Here is an 18,068-nt window from a genome sequence, read left to right as displayed (position 1 = left end):
AAAATGTAATTGTTCCATATGATTCTTTCTAATGATGGTTTGGTCGCTTTTCATTATAGATCTTATGGGACTTTTTTTCTACAAAAAAATAGGCTCCATAAGATCCATAGGGGATTTACCCACTACAAATATTATAGAGCCAAAAAGAGCCTGTTCGTTTTTGTTATATGAGACTTAGTGACTTGTAGATTTAAATCTTATACCATTTCAAGCAATACAAGTAGCTTAGTGAGAATAAGCGAGCCACTCATTAATCAGACTAGAGATTTCTTTAGGTGCTTCAGTATAAAGCTCATGGCTAAAGTTCTCTAGAAAAATAGTATCAACATAGTCTGGCAATTCTTTTAGGGCTTCCTCTCTCCATGTAGATTCATTAGGATAGCGAGGACTGATAAACAAGGTATCTCCAACTTCTCTCTTAAAAGCTTGGATTTTTCTTCGTAGGCGGAGGATCGTTTCTATATTTTCATAATTGATAGCTAACTCGTATCTATTATACTCCGCATTCCAGTGATAGGACTGTCTTACAGCTTCCTCCATATTTTCTGACCAATGCTTTGCTTCAGATTTCTCTTTAGAAATAAGAAAATCTAAGTCCGAAACGACTTGAGATTCGATATAGTTTTTAGTTTCCTCTAACTCTGTATCTAAAGGTAAAATCTTATCTAGATCTAGATAGCCACCATCCAAAAGAATCAGTTTTTTCACTTCATGAAATTCCGATGCGAGATAACGAGCCAAGTCCCCTCCAAGAGAATGGCCTATCAGACAGATAGATTCTTTCTCAACAATCGCATTTTTAAACCATGCTTTCAATTCTGTTTCATCTCGAAGATGCTTTTCATACGGGTTTAGAAAGTAAACCTGCGAATCTAGTTCTTGAAGAAAATCCTTGCTATGATAGATATTACTTCCCAGACCGCCAATAAAAAATGTCCTCATCCAACTACTTAATACTATGCTTATTCATCTTTTGTTCAAAGATAGTCGTGATAATTTGACGCAATTCTTCGCGTTCTTTTTCTGGAATCTCACCACTTGTTTGAGCTGCAGCGTAGAGCTCAGGGTGTTCAATTGAAATGCGTTTAATCGTACGTGTTGTAGCATGTTTTCTGACGAAAAACGGAATGCGCTTAATCAAGTCTTGTGGTACTAGCGCAAGAATCTTCTCAGCAGTTTCCTTGTCACTAATCTTAGACGTCGTCAGCCCCTTCTTAATCATTTCCTGTTCTTTTTCTGTAAAATCTTTTAATTCCATTCGATTAGTCCTCCTATTTTCTTTAAGTTAAATTATATACCAATTGTAGCAAGACGACAAATAGTCTGTTTGTAAAATGCTCTCTATCCTACAATTTTCCTGTCACTCTTAATTGCTCTTTAATGAAAAATCACAAATCCTTTTGGAGAGATGACAAGCTGATTCTCTAATCCTTGGCAATTGCTTGCTAGTACTACTGCTTCTTTTTGTAAATGATAATCTTCCTTTGATTGGTTAAAGATAGCTTTAAGAATTTGTCCATCGTATTTCCACTGCAAAGCTACTAGATCAGGTTTGATTTCTTGGAGACTATACTTGCCATGCTGAATGGTTGCTGACTCGTGTTTGCGAATCTTGATTAGCTTCTTCATAAAGTTCAGCATATGATTGTCACTTGATACACGTTCCCAAGGCATACAACGTCGACAATCTGGGTCTGGTCCTCCGGTTAAAGCTAACTCGGTTCCGTAATAAATGCACGGTATTCCCTTTTGTAAAAAGAGAAAGGCTAGGGCTGATTTGACCAGTTGAGCATCCTCATTTGCCGTCCACAAGATTCGTTCTGTATCATGCGAATCTAGAAGATTAAACATCACTTCTGAAATCTGTTGCTTGTAATACATAGATTGGCCATTGATTTCATCGATGAATTGGTCTGTCTTCTTAATTCCTCGTAAGAAATATTCTTTGATACTATCAGATAAAGGATAATTCATGACCGCATGAAACTCATCGCCATTTAGCCAAGGCTGAGCCGTATGCCAGACTTCTCCTAAAATATAAAGATCAGGCCTTTTAGCTAGAACTGCCTTGCGAAAATCCTTCCAAAACTGATGGTCAATTTCATTAGCCACATCCAAACGCCAAGCATCAATATCAAACTCTTCAATCCAATAAGTCGCAACCTTTAAAAGATACTCCTTGACCTCTGGATTGGCTGTATTTAGCTTAGGCATATAGTCCTCGAAACCAAAAGCATGATAGGGTAAGTCTCTCTTATTAACTAGCTTTTCAGTTGTCACTGGGAATTGTTGAATATGGAACCAATCCCTATAAGCAGACTGTTCACCATTTTTGGCAACATCTTGCCATTGAGGAGATTGTGAACCAATATGATTAAATACCGCATCCAGCATGACTTTCATGCCATGCTGGTGAGCTTGCTCGACCAGTTCCTGAAAAGTCTCCTTGTCCCCAAAATGACGGTCAATTTCAAAATAATCCATCGTATTGTACTTATGATTGCTCGTAGATTCAAAGATAGGACAGAGATAAAGTCCAGTAATGCCCAAGTCTTGCAAGTAATCCAGATGATCAATAATCCCCTGTAAATCACCACCAAAGAAATCATCACTCTTAGGTGTGATAGATGAATTCCAGTCTAAAGTCCCTTCTGGGTTTAATAGAGCATTTCCATTAACAAACCGCTCAGGAAATATCTGATACCATACCGTATCTGAAACCCAGTCAGGAACCAGGCATGCATCAATCTCATGTATATAAGGCAACTTAAATCCATTTCCAATGGCATGAAGATTTTCTGGAGAATTTTCCACACAACCTTTATCGCCATACAAAATGCTTTGGCCTTCTGTATCCTTGAGTTCAAAGAGATACTGGATACGTGCAAAGTCAACGGACACTTCAACCTGCCAATAATCAAAGATGGCATCAGAAGTTATCTTGGACATTTCTTTTGTACCTTGATAAAACTCCTCCATAAAGATAAAAGGGTCCCCATAATGCAAGATAATGCTTTCAATATCCCCTTTCTTAGTCCGGATACGAATGTGCATTGTCTTGTCTTTATAAAGATATGCATACTCCGACTCGGGTCTGTGGTAAATGGCTGTTAATTCCATTGTTCTGTCTCCTAATTCACTTTTATTTATCTTGTTGCGCAAACGTTTTCATAATCGTAATCCCAGTATACTACTTTCGTATTTTATTTGCAAGGTTTGCCCGTAGTTTCGAGTGGATTGTTTCTATAAATAAAAAAGCAGTCAGCCTTACAACCAACTACTTTTCAAATGATGATTCACAAATGTCTTTCCAGCCACTCTATCTTTTTAAAATCCTTATTGTTATTGTGCTCATTTCGATAAGAATCTTGGGAAGAAGCCTTGTAAATACTTAAAAACTGTTCCAAACTTGGAACGCGAAAAGTGATGTTTTCGAGATGAATCAACTCTATATCCGATTCCGAAACTCCAGCAAAATCAGGTAAAGAATCGATACTTCCGAATTCAACACTCAGACCATCTTTTTGGAATTCATGCTCATGAATATCTATTAAGTCATAGCCTAAGTGTTTCATCACTTTCATTATCTTATCCCACTCATAAATTCTGAGATGATCGGGTGCTTCCCAACCTCTAGGGTCACCAGGCACATGAATGTCAATGTCAGACGGCCCCCATTCTTCATTTGATCGGTATTCAAACCCCAAAGACCCCATGAGCGTCGGAGTGATTCCAACTTGGTTTAAATGAGAACAAATTGTTCGAAATTCATCAAATAGAGAATTCATTCCTCCTCCAATCGTTGATATAGAACTTAATTTCGTTGTGAATAATAAACTAATTTTTACCTTCTACTCTTTCGGTTTTGAAAATACTTCTACTCGCTGAGCTAGGACTTTGATTTCTACAGGTAGGTTATCTGACTTATCCCCGTCAACATCTGACTCCAATTCACTATCTGAAGAAATTTTAATATTTCGCGCTTTTATATATTCGATATTATCATTTGCGACAACATCGCCTTTCAATAAATCAGGAATGACGGATAATTTGGAGAATAGAGACGCATCTTTTAAGATCAAAATATTAGCATAGCCATCTTTATTTTCTTCAAAGATTTTTTTGTCAGCGAAGTAATTTGTCAAGAGAACCAAAACATGGCTAGCTTCGCCAACATAATTTCCATTTTCTGTTTCAACCTTAATATTAAAGACCTGATCCGTCATGACAGACTTCATGGTATTTACAGCATAAGCTAAAATACCGAATTTTGTCTTGTCCTCGATTTCAACATTGTGAATCGCCTCAGGTAGAGAACCGATACTAAAAATATAACCAAAATAATTGTCATTCGCTTTTCCGATATCAATCTTATTGGTTAAGTTGAAATCCAGTTCATCAATCGCGCCATCAATGTCTTGATTGATTTCCAAAAGTTTTGTAATGAGGTTACCGGTCCCACCAGGTATAATACCTAACTTAGGAACGTAGTCTCTCTCAGCAATTCCCGAAATAACTTCATTGACAGTACCGTCTCCACCAAAAACAACTACTGCATCGTACTGTTCACGAGAAGCTTCTTCAGCAAAATGTGTTGCATCCAGAGCTTTTTCTGTAATTTTAGTTTCCACGAGCTCAAAATAATCTTTTGCCTTATTCTCCAGCTTGACCTTATAATCCAAAGCCTTCTCACCACCAGAGGTAGGGTTGATAATTATCATTGCTTTTTTCATTAATTTTCTCCTTAATATTCATAAGAAATGTTTATATTACATCGTATGCAGGTAAATGTACTACCATTATACAATGAAAATACGGAAAAGAGAAATATGAAGTACTAGAGATTGAAACTCTTTTATTTTACATCAACCTTATTATCCCATCGCCTGAGTACATCCTTTAAGGGTTCATCCAAGTAAGAGTAGGATTTTTCCTTTATCCAATCAGGAATACCATAAGCTGCCTCTGCTATGCTGCCAGTGATTGCAGCAAGTGTATCACTGTCGCCACCAAGTGAGATGGCATTTCTTATAGCATCTTCGAAATCTGTACTTTCAAAAAAGGCAATAATGGCCTGAGGTACAGTGTCCTGGCATGTTTCGTTGAAACGGTATGTAGGGCGAATTTCATCTAAAGTTTGAGATAGATTGTAGCCGTATTCCTGCTCAATATAATCCTTAATCCGTTTTTTACATTCGGTAGGATTGTCGTTAATTGGTTGCTCATATTCGCTACAATAACCACCAAAATAAAATCGACATAGAAAGATAGCATCAGCTGTAGCCATGGCACCTTTGATACCTTCTGGATGGTTATGAGTTACCTCTGCAGAAAGACTAGCAAGTTCTCTAGATGATGGCCACATTCCGGTTCTCGCATAAAAACTACAGTCCATGACCCAAGCACAGGGAGCAACACGCATAGCTGATCCATTCCCAAAGCTATTATAAGGCTCACGGTTATCGCTGTTTAGCCATGCATTAAACCGAGCACCATAATCAGCATCCGGATACATTCTGCCATATTTCTTCATAGCGTCAATAAAGTCATCCTTTTGCTCACCATTCATGATTGCTTCTGCGACAGCACAGGTCATAACCGTATTATCTGTGAAAAAGCAGTCTTTCCGAAATAAAGGAAAGTCCTTTGATTTGATATTGTTCCACTAGTAAACCGAGCCAACAATGTCTCCAATAATTGCTCCGAGCATAAGATACCTCCTTGTGACATATCAGATTTATTACACATTCCCAATGGTTAACTCTTTAAAAACGGTGCCACTAAATCAATCCACTCTTGAGGCAGGTAAGCTGATAAATAGCCGTGGTTATAGCCCTTTGCTTCATACAAAATTGTATTTGAATGTAGCTGATGAAATAATTTCGCTGATTCTTTCATACAGTTCAATTCTTTTTGACCATAGATATACAGAACCTGAGCCTTGCTAGCAGAAATCATATCTTTCAGCTTGTAATGCCCCATATAGGTTTTGTAAATGGTCACCAATGTTTTGACAGGCGTCCTTGGCAGATCCTCCAAATAATAAGCTTTTATTTCCTCTGGATAAGCCAGTTTAGGATAGAGTTTATTCATCATGCTTAACTGAAGTTTGCAAGAGAATTTATTGAACATCAGTTTACCAAATAGAGACACTAGAAAGATGCTGATTTTAGCTAACCTTGGTTGAGGAATACAGAGGCTTCCGTCTATGATGGCCTTCTCAGCAATTTCACTGTCTAAAGACAAAAGCTCCATGGCAATTTGACCACCAAGTGAAACACCACCGATTGCAAACAATTTCCCACCACAGTTTGCTTTGATATAGTCTAGAATCTCCAAAGCAGAATCTTCAGTAGAAACATAATCAAGTTGATATTCCTCGCCGTGGCCATTCAAAGTGGGTAGAATAATACGGTATTCTTCTTTTAAGATTTGTGCTTGACGAAGATAATTCCACCAAGAACTGCCACCACCATGTATCAGTAAAATAGGAGGCAAATTCTTATCACCAAATTCATGGAATTTCATGTTTAAACTCCTTACTGTAGGACTTTCACTAGCTAATTTTCCTTGTTCGATCAGCACTTAAAAGCAGTATCACACACTCGACATAAAACGAGTGAACACTATGTATGCCAAGTGAACATGTCTATAAACCTTTTAACGATAGCATAAGGTTATCGTTAAAAGGCATTACCCCGACAAACTGTGATTTACTCATTTCATTAAATCAGCTATTTCTTTCTTCCCATACGCCTTTACATTTTGAATTACATCCTGTTTCCTCTTAATTGATTCAAACAATGATATATCTAGTACATTTGCGAATTCTTCAAACTTAACCTGCCCGATTCTTCTTATTTCTTTAAGTTTCTCGGCATCTCTTACCTTTCTTTCTGCCTCACTCTTGGGGTATCCTTGCCCAAATGACTCCGAAAAAAGAGCTTCTATGGTTCTTTCAAGATTTTCAGTACCTGACCATGTATAATCTTCACCTAATGGTAATGATATCGCATTTCCATTATTAATCTGAGCAAATAAATAGGCATCATTCGGTGTAGGTGCATACCCGCAAATGACATCAGGCATACTATTACAAGCAAGCATCATTCCTTGTCCGGAAGAACAGCCCGTAACAACGAAATCAACTGTCCTACTTGCCAACAAGATACCTATAAGAATAGAAATCTCTATATACGAATATTTTTCATTTTCTTCCATCGTACAGCCAAAATTTATAACCTCAGATTTCTTTGGAGCATACTTTAATACAGCATCATAGATTATTTGATTTTTAGTCGCTTGCGAACTTGCTTGAATAACTCCGATTCTCATCATTTCACCTACTACTTCTAATTTAATTATTTCTTTTTCTTTGGTTTGGGTGCCGGTAATTCATCATATATTGAATTGAACAAGCCTTTATTTTCTACACTTCATTTATTCACTGGTTGCAACTTTTGACATCAAAACTACCGCCTCCACATATGATAAAATTTTTCTTTTATATAATAAACAAAAGGAAATAAAAATCATTTTAGAATGATACTGTGGAACGGAAAGATTTTCGCCACTTCCAAAAGAAACGACATTCATCACTCCACTTTAAATTATAATAGAAAATTCTCTAACATAGATCATCTAATTAGCAAATCGTTACTTTCAATAATGGATATACTAATCTAAAGTTGAAATTACTTCTCCTTACTAATTCTATTACTAGCCAATATCGTATAAATCAAATAACCAATAAAAATGATGATAAAAATAAGATTAATTTTTAACACAAAATAGAGATTTAACAAATTTGCGAATGCATGAAATAATAGACAGTACCCCACAGATTTCGTTTGACGATAAAGAAGCCCTAAAACAAAACTTAAAAATAATGTATATATAAAAAATAAAATAAAAGGAAATCCTTGATGGCTTTCTCCAACTATAAACCATAAAGGCAGATGCCAAATTCCCCAGATTGAACCTACAATCAAATTAGATTGCCAATAAGTATATTTTTTATCAAGTAATGGCTGTAATATTCCTCTCCATCCTAATTCTTCATGTCCACCACCAAAAAAAATTAGTTGTATAAAGAATAATGGCATCAAATAAATTGATACTCCATTTAATTCTAAGGAAGATACAGAAAATAGTATCAAAATTGCTAACAAATGAATAATGAAATAAATACTACTATTTTCTTTCTTATTAAATACAAAATGTTTAAATTTTATATTATTACTTTTCAAATAAAACACACTTGCAATAGCTGGTCCAAGTGCACCAACTATATGTAATATTCTCCCTATAAACGTCTCTAATCCAAAAATATGAGATTGTGTAAATAGAGCAAGAACCCCCCAAGCTATATAAGTAATTCCAAATGTACAATAAAGATAATTTTTCAAATTCTTTTTGTCAATTTCTGTCATTTTATCTTCCTAATCTTGATTATTCTACGTATAATATTTTTTTACTGCTTCTTAGTTGCTCTCGATTATAACTACCTATATTCTATCATAAAAACACAAAAAAGCCTTACAATCAAGGCTTTTCATTATTCATTTCGTCAATACTTTAGTTTCGTAGATTCAGATTCGCATGATTAAAACTAGTCAATTTTCTCAATAATGTTTCCAAGTTTATCTAATACAAGACATGAATGATCATTTAGTGGAATTATGGGAACATTAACGAGTTCTTCAGCTCTATCCTTATTTACTTTATCATTCCAGGAATCATAATGGACACTAATTAAAAACTGACTAAAGACTCCTAATCTATTTTTTATCTTTATCTGATGATCTAAATTATCATTAGGTGAGACATAGACTTTTTCACCTAATAATAGGGCTCCTGCAGAAAACCCTATAACTTTTGCCCCTTTATTAAGCATATGATCGATATAATTTTTGAACTCCTGATTGACATAAGTAGATATATATTTTTCCGTATTTCCTCCACCGATGATGATTAGATCAGCATCTAAATAGATATCAAAATCAATCTGCTCAGTGTCCAAAAGTAAGTAATCAGTGTTTAGATTAGGAAATTGACTTTGGAAAACTTCCGTGTACTTTTTCATATAGGGTTGTCAATTATCTCGAAAAACTGTAAAAATAACAATTCTTTCAATCTTCCTTGATGACACAATTTTATTAACAATCGTATGGTTCTTTATCGGCGGATTTCCCCCCATCAAAAAAATTTGTTCGTCCAATCTTTCACACTTTCTAAAGATACATAAAGTTTAAACAAGTTTATTCACGTTTCTAAATTATAATTTTTTCTTAAAACACATCATTAAACATATCATTTTATTATAAACTGACTAAGATCGCACCAGCAATACTACATACTATACGATTCGGACTTACCGTATCATTTCGTCGGTTTCCCAACTCATTCTACGAGTTCTATCGCATGGGAGATCATTTACTTCTAGTTCGCTGATGCCTCAGATCGTACAAGCAGTGATACCGCCTCAACATGTGGTGCTAGTCAACATATATATTATAAAATGAAAGTAATAGAGTGTTTTATAGAATTATACTATAAAACGAAAGAGAATTACACACTCAACTCAACCAATTTATAAAATTCACCTTTCCTATCCATCAAGTTATCAAAAGAACCATCTTCAACAATAACTCCATTTTTCATAAAAAGAATTCTATTGTATTTTTTCAACATGCTCTTATTTAACTTATGCGTAACAACAAGAACCGTCAAATCTTGAATTTCTAAAATTGAATTTTCAATTTCAGTAGTAACTTTATTATCTAAAGACGAGGTAGCCTCATCTAATAATAAGATTGGTGTTTTTCGAATTAAAGCACGCGCAATACTAAGTCTCTGTCTCTCTCCCCCAGATAGATTTGATCCATTCTCGCCACATGAAGTTTGTAGACCTAATTCATTTTCTAAAATATAACTTTCTAAGCCAGACTGCTGTACAGCTTTTTTTATATCATCTTCAGTAAAGGATTGACTAAGGGTAATATTTGCTTTTAAAGTATCATCAAAGATATAAACATCTTGCTGAACAATAGTCATTAAGTTATAAAGGCTCTCTGCTGAAATAGCTTGCAAATCTTGATTATCAATTGAGATATACCCACTTGTTACATCATAGAAACGCAGTAATAGATTGAGTAAAGTTGATTTTCCACTACCTGACATACCTACTATTGCAATTTTTTCCCCCTTTTTGATCTGTAAAGATAAATTATTAAAAATCTTTTCCTCAGCATTAGGGTAGGAAAAATCTACATTTGAAAAAGAAATGACATCATCAAAATATTCTTTCGTTTTACCAGTTTGAAGTTCGATTACATCTTTTACCTCAAATGAATTCAGTGTAGCCTGACCTTCGCGGAATTTACTCATTCCCATACCAATTTCATTTAGTGGCATTACTACAAAATTGACTAGTTGAACAATAGCTGTAACACTCCCAATTGTGGTATGCCCACCGAAGACCAGATACATTCCTCCACCAAAGGCTACTAAAAAAACAATCATCCCTGAAAGTTGAGAAATAACATTAGATAAAATATCAAATTTCCCTTTGATGAAATATATCTCATCCAATTTTTCACTTTCGTTTTTGTAATCTTGACGGATAGCATCTTTCACATTAAAACTTTTTATAACGAGAAACCCTGCTAAAATATCTTTAACCTTAGCTAAATATTTCTGATCGGCTATCATAGAACTATTTTGTAGAGAGGCTGATTTTTGTCCAATAAATCCTGAAATCATCATAGGAATAATGCTAGCAATGATAACTAATAAGGTCAAAAACCAATTACCTATAAACATGGCTGCTAGTGAGAAAATCATTAAGGAAATATTTTTTGAAATATTAAAATACTGGTGCAAATAATCCTGCTCAATTTTCTTCATGTTCTCAGTTAATATTGAAATAAATTTCCCTGATTTTTCCTTAGAAAATTCTCTATAATCCCTATCTAAAATAGATTTAAACACCTTATTTTTGTATCTTGACATAATCTGCCTAACAAGTTTATTTCTTAATCGAAGGGATATAAAATTAAGACTGGCATAGATAAATATTACGATAGCACCTATTAGTATCGCTTGGGTTAGAGCTTCCCTATTTTGGGACATTCCACTATCAATTATAATTTTAATAGAATAAGCAAAAGCAATATTAGTTAAAGGAACTAGTATATTAAAAATCATGAAAGTATAAAAAGATTTCTTATGGTACTTTGTCAATTGTTTCATTCCTAATCTACCTCATAATTCTTAAATTTCATTTAGAAAATGTGACATAAAATATTCTTCTAAGTCAATATTCTCTCTCCTAAGCTCTCTCATAGAGACCTGTTCTAGCATTTCTCCATTTTTGATAACACCAATCTTATCTGCTATCTGTGAAATTTCCGATAAAATATGACTTGAGATGAATATTGTAACACCACATTCCTTAGAAAGAGACAACAAAAGATTCCGAATTTCTTGAATTCCTATTGGATCTAAACCATTGATTGGTTCATCTAAAATTAACAATTTAGGTTTTGTTAGGAAAGCCCGAGCTAAACCAAGTCTCTGTCTCATTCCTAACGAAAACTCTTTTACTTTTTTAGTCGTATTTTTTAATCCGACCATCCTTAAGGCTCTTATTATATCTGATTCGGTAATATTTTTCCTCATATATTGCGCGTGAATTTCCAAAATTTCTTTTGCAGTACAATTTTCATAAAAAATTGGTGTTTCAATAACACTTCCAACCTGACTTAGAATCTCCTCTCTGTGATCTTGTAAATTTTTTCCAAAGATTTCAATACTACCAGATGTAACAGTTGATAAGGATAACATGCATTTCATTAAAGTTGTTTTCCCTGCGCCATTTGGTCCTAAAAATCCATAGATTTCTCCTTCAGAAATCTGAAGGTTGATACCACTCAAAATTTCTTCCTTATCAATAGTTTTAAAAAGTTCTTTTATTTCAACAATATTTCCCATTTCTATCTCTCTTTCTTTCTATATCCAGCTTTAAATGCAAGAATTTTTCTTCAGGATCATAAATACCAACTTATACAGTCTCTTCTTTTAAATAAATCATCAAAAAATTAGCACTTTCCTTCCATTAAATTTAGCTATACTACTTGATATTAATATCTTTTCTTGAAATAGTATAAATTGAAAATGAAACAATCATTAAACTTATGAAACTAGCAAATATTAAGAAGAATACGTTATCAACAAAATTATTAGTTAAACTGCCTGGACTTACATTCGAAAGTAACGCTGCTAAACCAAGTCCTGTAAGCATTGTTATAGCTATTGAATGCCTAATCATACCTAAAACAAAAGGTAGTATTCCGATTAATACCGTCCCAAACGTAATTCCAGCTAAGTTAATCATTTGATTAGCTACTGGGATATAATTTGATTCAGTTAAAACTGCAACTAATTTAATTAATAATTGAATAACTAAATGTGCAGTAAAATGAGCAATAAATGATATCAGAATTACTGTAAGCACTTTTCCCCATAGTAACTTTATTTTAGAAACAGGATAGGAAAACAGCTGAAAAATTGTTCTTCGTTTAAATTCATCAATAATAATCGTAGACAATAAATAAGATTCAAAAATCAAAAATGCTGCTTTAGTAAATAAAGATCCAAACAATGATGTTGCAATTGCCCAACTTCCCCATTTATCAGTAATTTTAATATTATTGGCACTCTGTCCAACAAAATCTCCCAGTTTATCATCAGTACCTAACCCCATGATTATGATTCCTGTAATACCTAATATTATCAATATAGTACCCAACCAAGCAAAAAATAATTTTGATTTTGAAACTTTATTTAATTCAATTTTAATAAGCGACAACATAGATTTTTCCTCCAAAAAATTTTGTTAATATTAATTACACTATTCAAAAAGGACCTTGCATACTACCGGTATGTTAAAATTCAAAAAATAAACATACTAAAGGTATGTATACTGGAATTTTTAATACCATATCTAGAGTATGGTATTTTTTAAAATATCAATACTTAAAATTTATTTGACACCTTTTAAGTGATCAAATAATTGGAAAATTACTTCCATCATTTCATCAGTAATCAACTGCACTCCCAAACCTTCAAAAGTTAGTTTAATGAACTTCATTTTACTCTTTAATTCTTCTACTGAATAAATAGAAATTTGGAACCCAATCCAAATATTCAAAGTTAAAACAATCAAATCAGCTAGCTCTTCAGGATATTCTGTTTTAATTGATTTATCTTTAACACCTTCGAAAATTTTTTCTCTAATCCCTGGTAAAAAATCAGAAAATAAACTTAAATACTGCTCTCCTAACAAACGTGGACTTCTTAGCATAATTGAGACAGAGTATACTAATCTTTGTTGTTCTAAATTTGAGAACGCATCCATCAAAGAATTTTGTATCTTTTCTAATCCAGTATCTCCTCTCCAATTGTAATTTAAAATTTCATGATTATTTTCGCTAATGATTGATTGCAATATTTCATCTTTAGACTCGAAATGATGATAAATAACACCTTTCGTCAATCCACCTAACCCATCGATTATATCTTGTATTGAAGTATTATCAAATCCTTTTTCTAAAAATAAATCTTTCGAAACTTCTAATATTTTCCTTCTTGTTTCTTCCGGATTTCTATTCCTTGCCATTTTAGTTCCTTTCTATCATACCGATGGTATGTAATTGTATTATAATGTATTAAACTCATAATGTCAAGTTTCTTGTTATTTACTATAATTTTACGCCATTCATTTTCCCTCCTGAAAATAAAAAAAGGAGAACAATATACAATTGTTCTCTCTTTAGATAAATATTTATTGTTGTATTCATTTTTCCGATGCGCAAACGACATCTACAAATACATATACATCTATGTGCCTTTTTAGGACTTTTTTGACGTCAAAATTGCCTTTATCTACAAAGACAAAATGCTTGTAAAATAGCTTAAAATCAAGGATTTTCACCCTTTTTTTCGTTGTAGCAACACTACACACTCCACGTGATGCGTTTGAGGAAAAAGATCAACCGGCTGTACTTTCTTCAACTCATATCCCAATTCTTGGTAGAGTTTGATATCACGCGCCATAGTAGCGACATTGCAGGAGATATAGGCGATGCGGTCTGCTCCTGTTTGGCTACTTGCTTTAATAAAGCTTTCTGTGAGACCTTTTCTTGGTGGATCCACTAGGATAACGGTTGGTTGAATTTCTTCCTTGAGCCAATTTTTCATAGCATTTTCAGCTGTGTCACAGACATAGTGGGCGTTTGAAATATGGTTCAGTTGGGCATTCTTCTTGCTATTCTCAACCGCTTCTGGAATTACTTCAACACCATAGACCTCCTTGACATGTTTCGCAACAGAGAGGCCAATTGTTCCAATACCAGAATAGGCATCGATAACCACATCATCTTCTTTTAATTCAGCAAAGTCAATAGCTGTTTGGTAGAGCTTCTCTGCCATTTCAGTATTGACCTGGTAAAAGGCTGGTCCAGAGATTTGGAAATCATTTCCCAACATTTGGTCCGTAATGTAATCTTGACCATAAAGTGTACGCCATTCCTTGCCAAAAATCGCATTGGTGTTTTGGTCGTTGATATTTTGCATGACAGACACAATCTCTGGGAACTGCTTAATCAGTTGTTCAATCAATTGTTCCACACGGAAAACTTTGGGACGAGTTGTTACCAAAATAACCATAATTTGCCCTGAATAGTGTCCGCGACGCACCACAAGATTACGAATCAAGCCAGATTGCTCCTTTTCATCATAAGGTTTCAAATCATAACGGCGGAGCAAGTCACGTAGGCCTACTACTACCTCGTCAATCACAGGATCTTGGATAAAGAAATCTTCTAGAGGCATGAGCTCATGCGAATTCTTACGGAAAAAGCCAGTTTCCAAGATACTATTCACTCTACGTACAGGGACCTGTGCCTTGTTGCGATACTTGATTGGATTTTCCATACCAAGTGTTTCAGCAACCTCTACATCAGCAATCCCAGCAATCTTGTATAGACTATCCTTGACTTGCTTGGTTTTAAACTTGAGCTGTTCTGGATAGGCAAGATGACCTAAATCTGCGATTCCTGAACGCAGGTAAGCCAAATCTAGATCTTGATTACGGTGTGGTGACTGGACAAGGTATTCTTCAACTTTCCCAAAGCCAATCTTTTTATTGACCTTGAGAACTCGCATGAGGATTTTTTCACTCGGTAAAGCATTCTCGATAAAAAAGACCAAACCATCCACCTTGGCAACTCCTGCCCCTTCATGGGTCAAGTCAACAATTTCAACTTCTACAATATCATTTTTCTTTAACATTCTCTTCTCTTTCTATTGGCCGACAAAAAAGACGGCAACGTTACGGTTACCATCTATTATACCATGAAATTTCTTAAGAACCAAAACTCTTGAAGAAGTTGGCAATGGCTTGCCAGAGGGAACTTAAGAAGTTACCCCCGTCTTCTAGCGCCTTATCAGCATCAAAGTTAAGGTTGATATTTTTAAAACTGTCGCCAGCTTGTGATACGATACTTTGTTTAAGATCATTTAAGGTTTTAGTGAAGTCTGCATTGCTGAGGATATCACTCTTTGAGAGATTCAAAGCAAAATTAATGATAATATTGATCTGGTTTCCTGTTATAACCTGATCAAGTTTGTAATTTTTTAAGGTATCTTCAACAATTTTACGGACATCTTCCTCTGTCAGATTTCCCTTGCTTTCTTTAGCTTTGGCAAGTCCTGACTTGATATCGGCTAGGGCAACGTTTAATTTATTAGCATCATAGCCTGACTTGTCCTTGTTTTCAGCATTGATATCGGATAAAGCCTTCAACTCTTCTTGAGCCAAATCTTTATTGGCTTGCGGTACCTTGGCTCCATTAGCTTCCAGCGAATAGTAAATCCCGGCTAAGGCACTCTCACCTGTAACTGGAATGGGTGCTGCTACAGTGATTTTGGCGTGTTCCACACCCAAAGTTACGGCTGCGTTTCGGTACATATCCTGAGTCACCTTAGTGATATTTTCTGGTGTTTCAATCTTGACCTCAAGTGGCGACTTGTCTCCTAGTTTTTGAATCTTGGCTGATGAATACAACTGTAAACTAGAGTCATTGGCCACATTCATGATTTTAGAATAGACATCAGGTGTCATGGTCTTGAGTTCTTTGGTGTCTGTTGAGGCATTGTAGCCTAGTTTTTTTAGAGTTTGATTTTTTTGGTCTTCAGACAATGATGAACCTAGGACATATTCAGGTTGAACATAGGTTTCGTCGATGACTTTTTGAACATCTGTTGCTGCATGGGCGCTATTCATAGCTGTTACTGCCCACAAGACCGCAGCACTGGTCAGAAAGAGTTTCTTTCTCATAGGGAATTTCCTCCTTTACCTTTCTAGAGTAATATATCTATCTTAAAGAAAACTTATAACAAAAACACCTGGTCTAGCCAGATGTTGAAAAGAGAGTGAAACATTTGATGATGTAAAGGTTCAGTTGAACCTGTCTAGAATAGTAATAGTTTCCTCCATTTACATAGAGTTCGGCTCCATGAAAAATGGAAATGGGGTGAATATAACTATAAGTCTTTCCAGTGGTATTGCCAAGCAAGGGAGCAACAGTCTCACGGGAGTACTGTTTCGCCAGTGCTAGGGTATTTTCCTTTCCATTTTGGGCGATATAATCGATATAGGCAGGTCCAAAATTATAGGCTTGAACAGCCGTCCAGACATCTACCCCCTTCTTCTGGGCCAGATAGAGATTGTCTGTCAGAGTTTGAACGCCTTGCCGAATGCTAGAGGCATTATCATTGATGGTGTTGGTAGAACCACTTGCAGACTCACTAGACTGCATAACATCGCCTTCTTTTCCTTTTGTTTCGGTATAAATCATAGCGAGCACAAGCTCTTCGTTTGCTGGTGTGTCTTTTTCACTCAAGATTTCTCGCACCATGGGTTGATAGGTCATGACTTGCTTGACATCTTGGTGAACGCGGTAAGCTTTATATCCAGCAAAAAGGAAGACTGCTAGTACAAGCACTCTTCGAATTCGTTTAAACATTATTTACTTTGAATATCCTCGATATTTTTGATTAAGATAGAGTAGGTTCCATTGTCGTTTTGGATAAACTCAACAGACTCGGCGTCTTGATAAACATTATTGGGAACGATGAGCTCAATTCCATTTGACAAAGAGAGTTTTTGGTTTTCAAATTTCTTTAATTGGCGGCTGGCATCAATTTCATCAAATTGAACTGGTTCTGGTACGGCTTCTTTGACTTGGTCAATAAAGCTTAGACGAGCTGTCAGATTGTTGTCAAAAAGGTCGTTAGCCAATTTTTCAGGTGATAATTCATTGCTTTCTTCTAGGTTGTTGAAAATCGCTGATTTGACCTTAGATTGAAATTGAAAATCATCTGTGTTAAAAGTCTCAGCAATTCTCTGGGCCGTTTTTTCCAGTTCTTTGATAGATTTCTTTGGTGAAATCTTAGGAGCAACAGCAAGAAGATTTTCTGAAAAATAGTTCAAGAAAGCCCCGTTGTACTTGATTCGTTTTTCAATCAGATGGTACTTGCGGCTCTGAAGATTGACCACCAAGGCCTCATCAGCCCCTGTTCCAAATCCAGGCAGGTTATTCTGAGTCAGCTTGATTGGATTATCAACTTCTCCTCCAAGGTGGGTCAAGGTCTCCCGCAGGGCAATTCTCAAGAAAGCGAAATGTTCCACGCCTTCTTTAGAAAATTGCACAAAAATCAAGTCATTGGTCTTGAGGTTTTCAGAAATACTGAACTCTTCTTTCCAGAGATTAGCCAGTGTTACTGATGTCTCCAACAAATCGTCTGTGATGTGATTGAAGAAGGGATTTTCTTCCTCGAAAATCCCAGTCTTGGCTTCATCTGAATACACACGTTCAATTTTTTTCCGCAGGTATTCTTCGATTTTTGGAGTAATATTGAGAAACTTATCCGCTAGGAACAGCTCGGTATCATCCGGACTGAACTGGTGAATAATGGCTTTCTTAATATAAATGTCCATAAAA

The 18,068-nt window shown here is 35.2% G+C and carries 17 protein-coding genes and 1 pseudogene; all 18 read right to left on the bottom strand.

The window, feature by feature from the left end; genetic code table 11:
- Positions 1 to 225: 225 nt before the first annotated feature.
- The gene (locus N8M20_RS06320) at positions 226 to 942 is read right to left on the bottom strand and encodes an alpha/beta fold hydrolase (RefSeq protein WP_261079463.1); all 717 of its coding nucleotides are present in this window, start codon (positions 940 to 942) and stop codon (positions 226 to 228) included.
- A gap of 4 nt (positions 943 to 946) precedes the next feature.
- Complete coding sequence (locus N8M20_RS06315; protein WP_000420556.1) at positions 947 to 1,258, bottom strand: hypothetical protein; 312 nt, start codon at positions 1,256 to 1,258, stop codon at positions 947 to 949.
- A 119-nt stretch (positions 1,259 to 1,377) separates the two neighbouring features.
- Complete coding sequence (locus tag N8M20_RS06310) at positions 1,378 to 3,120, bottom strand: glycoside hydrolase family 13 protein (protein WP_261079462.1); 1,743 nt, start codon at positions 3,118 to 3,120, stop codon at positions 1,378 to 1,380.
- A 176-nt stretch (positions 3,121 to 3,296) separates the two neighbouring features.
- Entirely contained in the window at positions 3,297 to 3,788 is a 492-nt protein-coding gene (locus N8M20_RS06305; protein ID WP_101784909.1) for a phosphoribosylanthranilate isomerase, read from the bottom strand.
- 63 nt (positions 3,789 to 3,851) lie between these two features.
- The gene (locus tag N8M20_RS06300) at positions 3,852 to 4,733 is read right to left on the bottom strand and encodes a diacylglycerol/lipid kinase family protein (protein ID WP_261079461.1); all 882 of its coding nucleotides are present in this window, start codon (positions 4,731 to 4,733) and stop codon (positions 3,852 to 3,854) included.
- A 122-nt stretch (positions 4,734 to 4,855) separates the two neighbouring features.
- The gene (locus N8M20_RS06295) at positions 4,856 to 5,656 is read right to left on the bottom strand and encodes an ADP-ribosylglycohydrolase family protein (RefSeq protein WP_261079465.1); all 801 of its coding nucleotides are present in this window, start codon (positions 5,654 to 5,656) and stop codon (positions 4,856 to 4,858) included.
- Between the two features lie 101 nt (positions 5,657 to 5,757).
- Positions 5,758 to 6,528 (bottom strand): alpha/beta hydrolase, encoded by a 771-nt coding sequence (locus N8M20_RS06290; RefSeq protein WP_261079460.1) that lies wholly within the window; start codon positions 6,526 to 6,528, stop codon positions 5,758 to 5,760.
- A gap of 189 nt (positions 6,529 to 6,717) precedes the next feature.
- Positions 6,718 to 7,335, bottom strand: coding sequence for an RpiB/LacA/LacB family sugar-phosphate isomerase (locus N8M20_RS06285; RefSeq protein ID WP_261079459.1), 618 nt, complete (start codon positions 7,333 to 7,335; stop codon positions 6,718 to 6,720).
- Positions 7,336 to 7,694: 359 nt separating this feature from the next.
- Entirely contained in the window at positions 7,695 to 8,432 is a 738-nt protein-coding gene (locus tag N8M20_RS06280; protein WP_261079458.1) for a CPBP family intramembrane glutamic endopeptidase, read from the bottom strand.
- A 179-nt stretch (positions 8,433 to 8,611) separates the two neighbouring features.
- Positions 8,612 to 9,220, bottom strand: a pseudogene (locus N8M20_RS06275) (Type 1 glutamine amidotransferase-like domain-containing protein).
- 350 nt (positions 9,221 to 9,570) lie between these two features.
- The gene (locus tag N8M20_RS06270) at positions 9,571 to 11,253 is read right to left on the bottom strand and encodes an ABC transporter ATP-binding protein (RefSeq protein WP_261079457.1); all 1,683 of its coding nucleotides are present in this window, start codon (positions 11,251 to 11,253) and stop codon (positions 9,571 to 9,573) included.
- Positions 11,254 to 11,274: 21 nt separating this feature from the next.
- Positions 11,275 to 11,994, bottom strand: coding sequence for an ABC transporter ATP-binding protein (locus N8M20_RS06265; protein WP_261079456.1), 720 nt, complete (start codon positions 11,992 to 11,994; stop codon positions 11,275 to 11,277).
- A 139-nt stretch (positions 11,995 to 12,133) separates the two neighbouring features.
- Complete coding sequence (locus N8M20_RS06260; RefSeq protein ID WP_261079455.1) at positions 12,134 to 12,874, bottom strand: ABC transporter permease; 741 nt, start codon at positions 12,872 to 12,874, stop codon at positions 12,134 to 12,136.
- A 171-nt stretch (positions 12,875 to 13,045) separates the two neighbouring features.
- Positions 13,046 to 13,681, bottom strand: a complete 636-nt coding sequence (locus tag N8M20_RS06255; RefSeq protein ID WP_261079454.1) for a TetR/AcrR family transcriptional regulator — start codon at positions 13,679 to 13,681, stop codon at positions 13,046 to 13,048.
- A 311-nt stretch (positions 13,682 to 13,992) separates the two neighbouring features.
- Positions 13,993 to 15,354, bottom strand: a complete 1,362-nt coding sequence (gene rlmD / locus N8M20_RS06250) for a 23S rRNA (uracil(1939)-C(5))-methyltransferase RlmD (protein WP_261079453.1) — start codon at positions 15,352 to 15,354, stop codon at positions 13,993 to 13,995.
- A 73-nt stretch (positions 15,355 to 15,427) separates the two neighbouring features.
- Entirely contained in the window at positions 15,428 to 16,402 is a 975-nt protein-coding gene (locus N8M20_RS06245; protein ID WP_261079452.1) for a DUF1002 domain-containing protein, read from the bottom strand.
- Between the two features lie 73 nt (positions 16,403 to 16,475).
- Entirely contained in the window at positions 16,476 to 17,090 is a 615-nt protein-coding gene (gene pmp23, locus N8M20_RS06240; protein ID WP_261079451.1) for a cell wall hydrolase Pmp23, read from the bottom strand.
- Entirely contained in the window at positions 17,090 to 18,064 is a 975-nt protein-coding gene (locus N8M20_RS06235; RefSeq protein ID WP_180374901.1) for a nucleoid-associated protein, read from the bottom strand. Before N8M20_RS06235 ends, pmp23 begins: the two co-directional genes overlap by 1 nt.
- Between the last annotated feature and the right edge of the window lie 4 nt (positions 18,065 to 18,068).

The sequence above is a fragment of the Streptococcus mitis genome, from assembly GCF_946190275.1.
GTDB classification, from domain to species: Bacteria; Bacillota; Bacilli; order Lactobacillales; family Streptococcaceae; genus Streptococcus; species Streptococcus mitis_DC.
The sequence above is the reverse complement of the archived record's forward strand: the minus strand, read 5'-3'. Positions and strand labels throughout refer to the sequence as shown.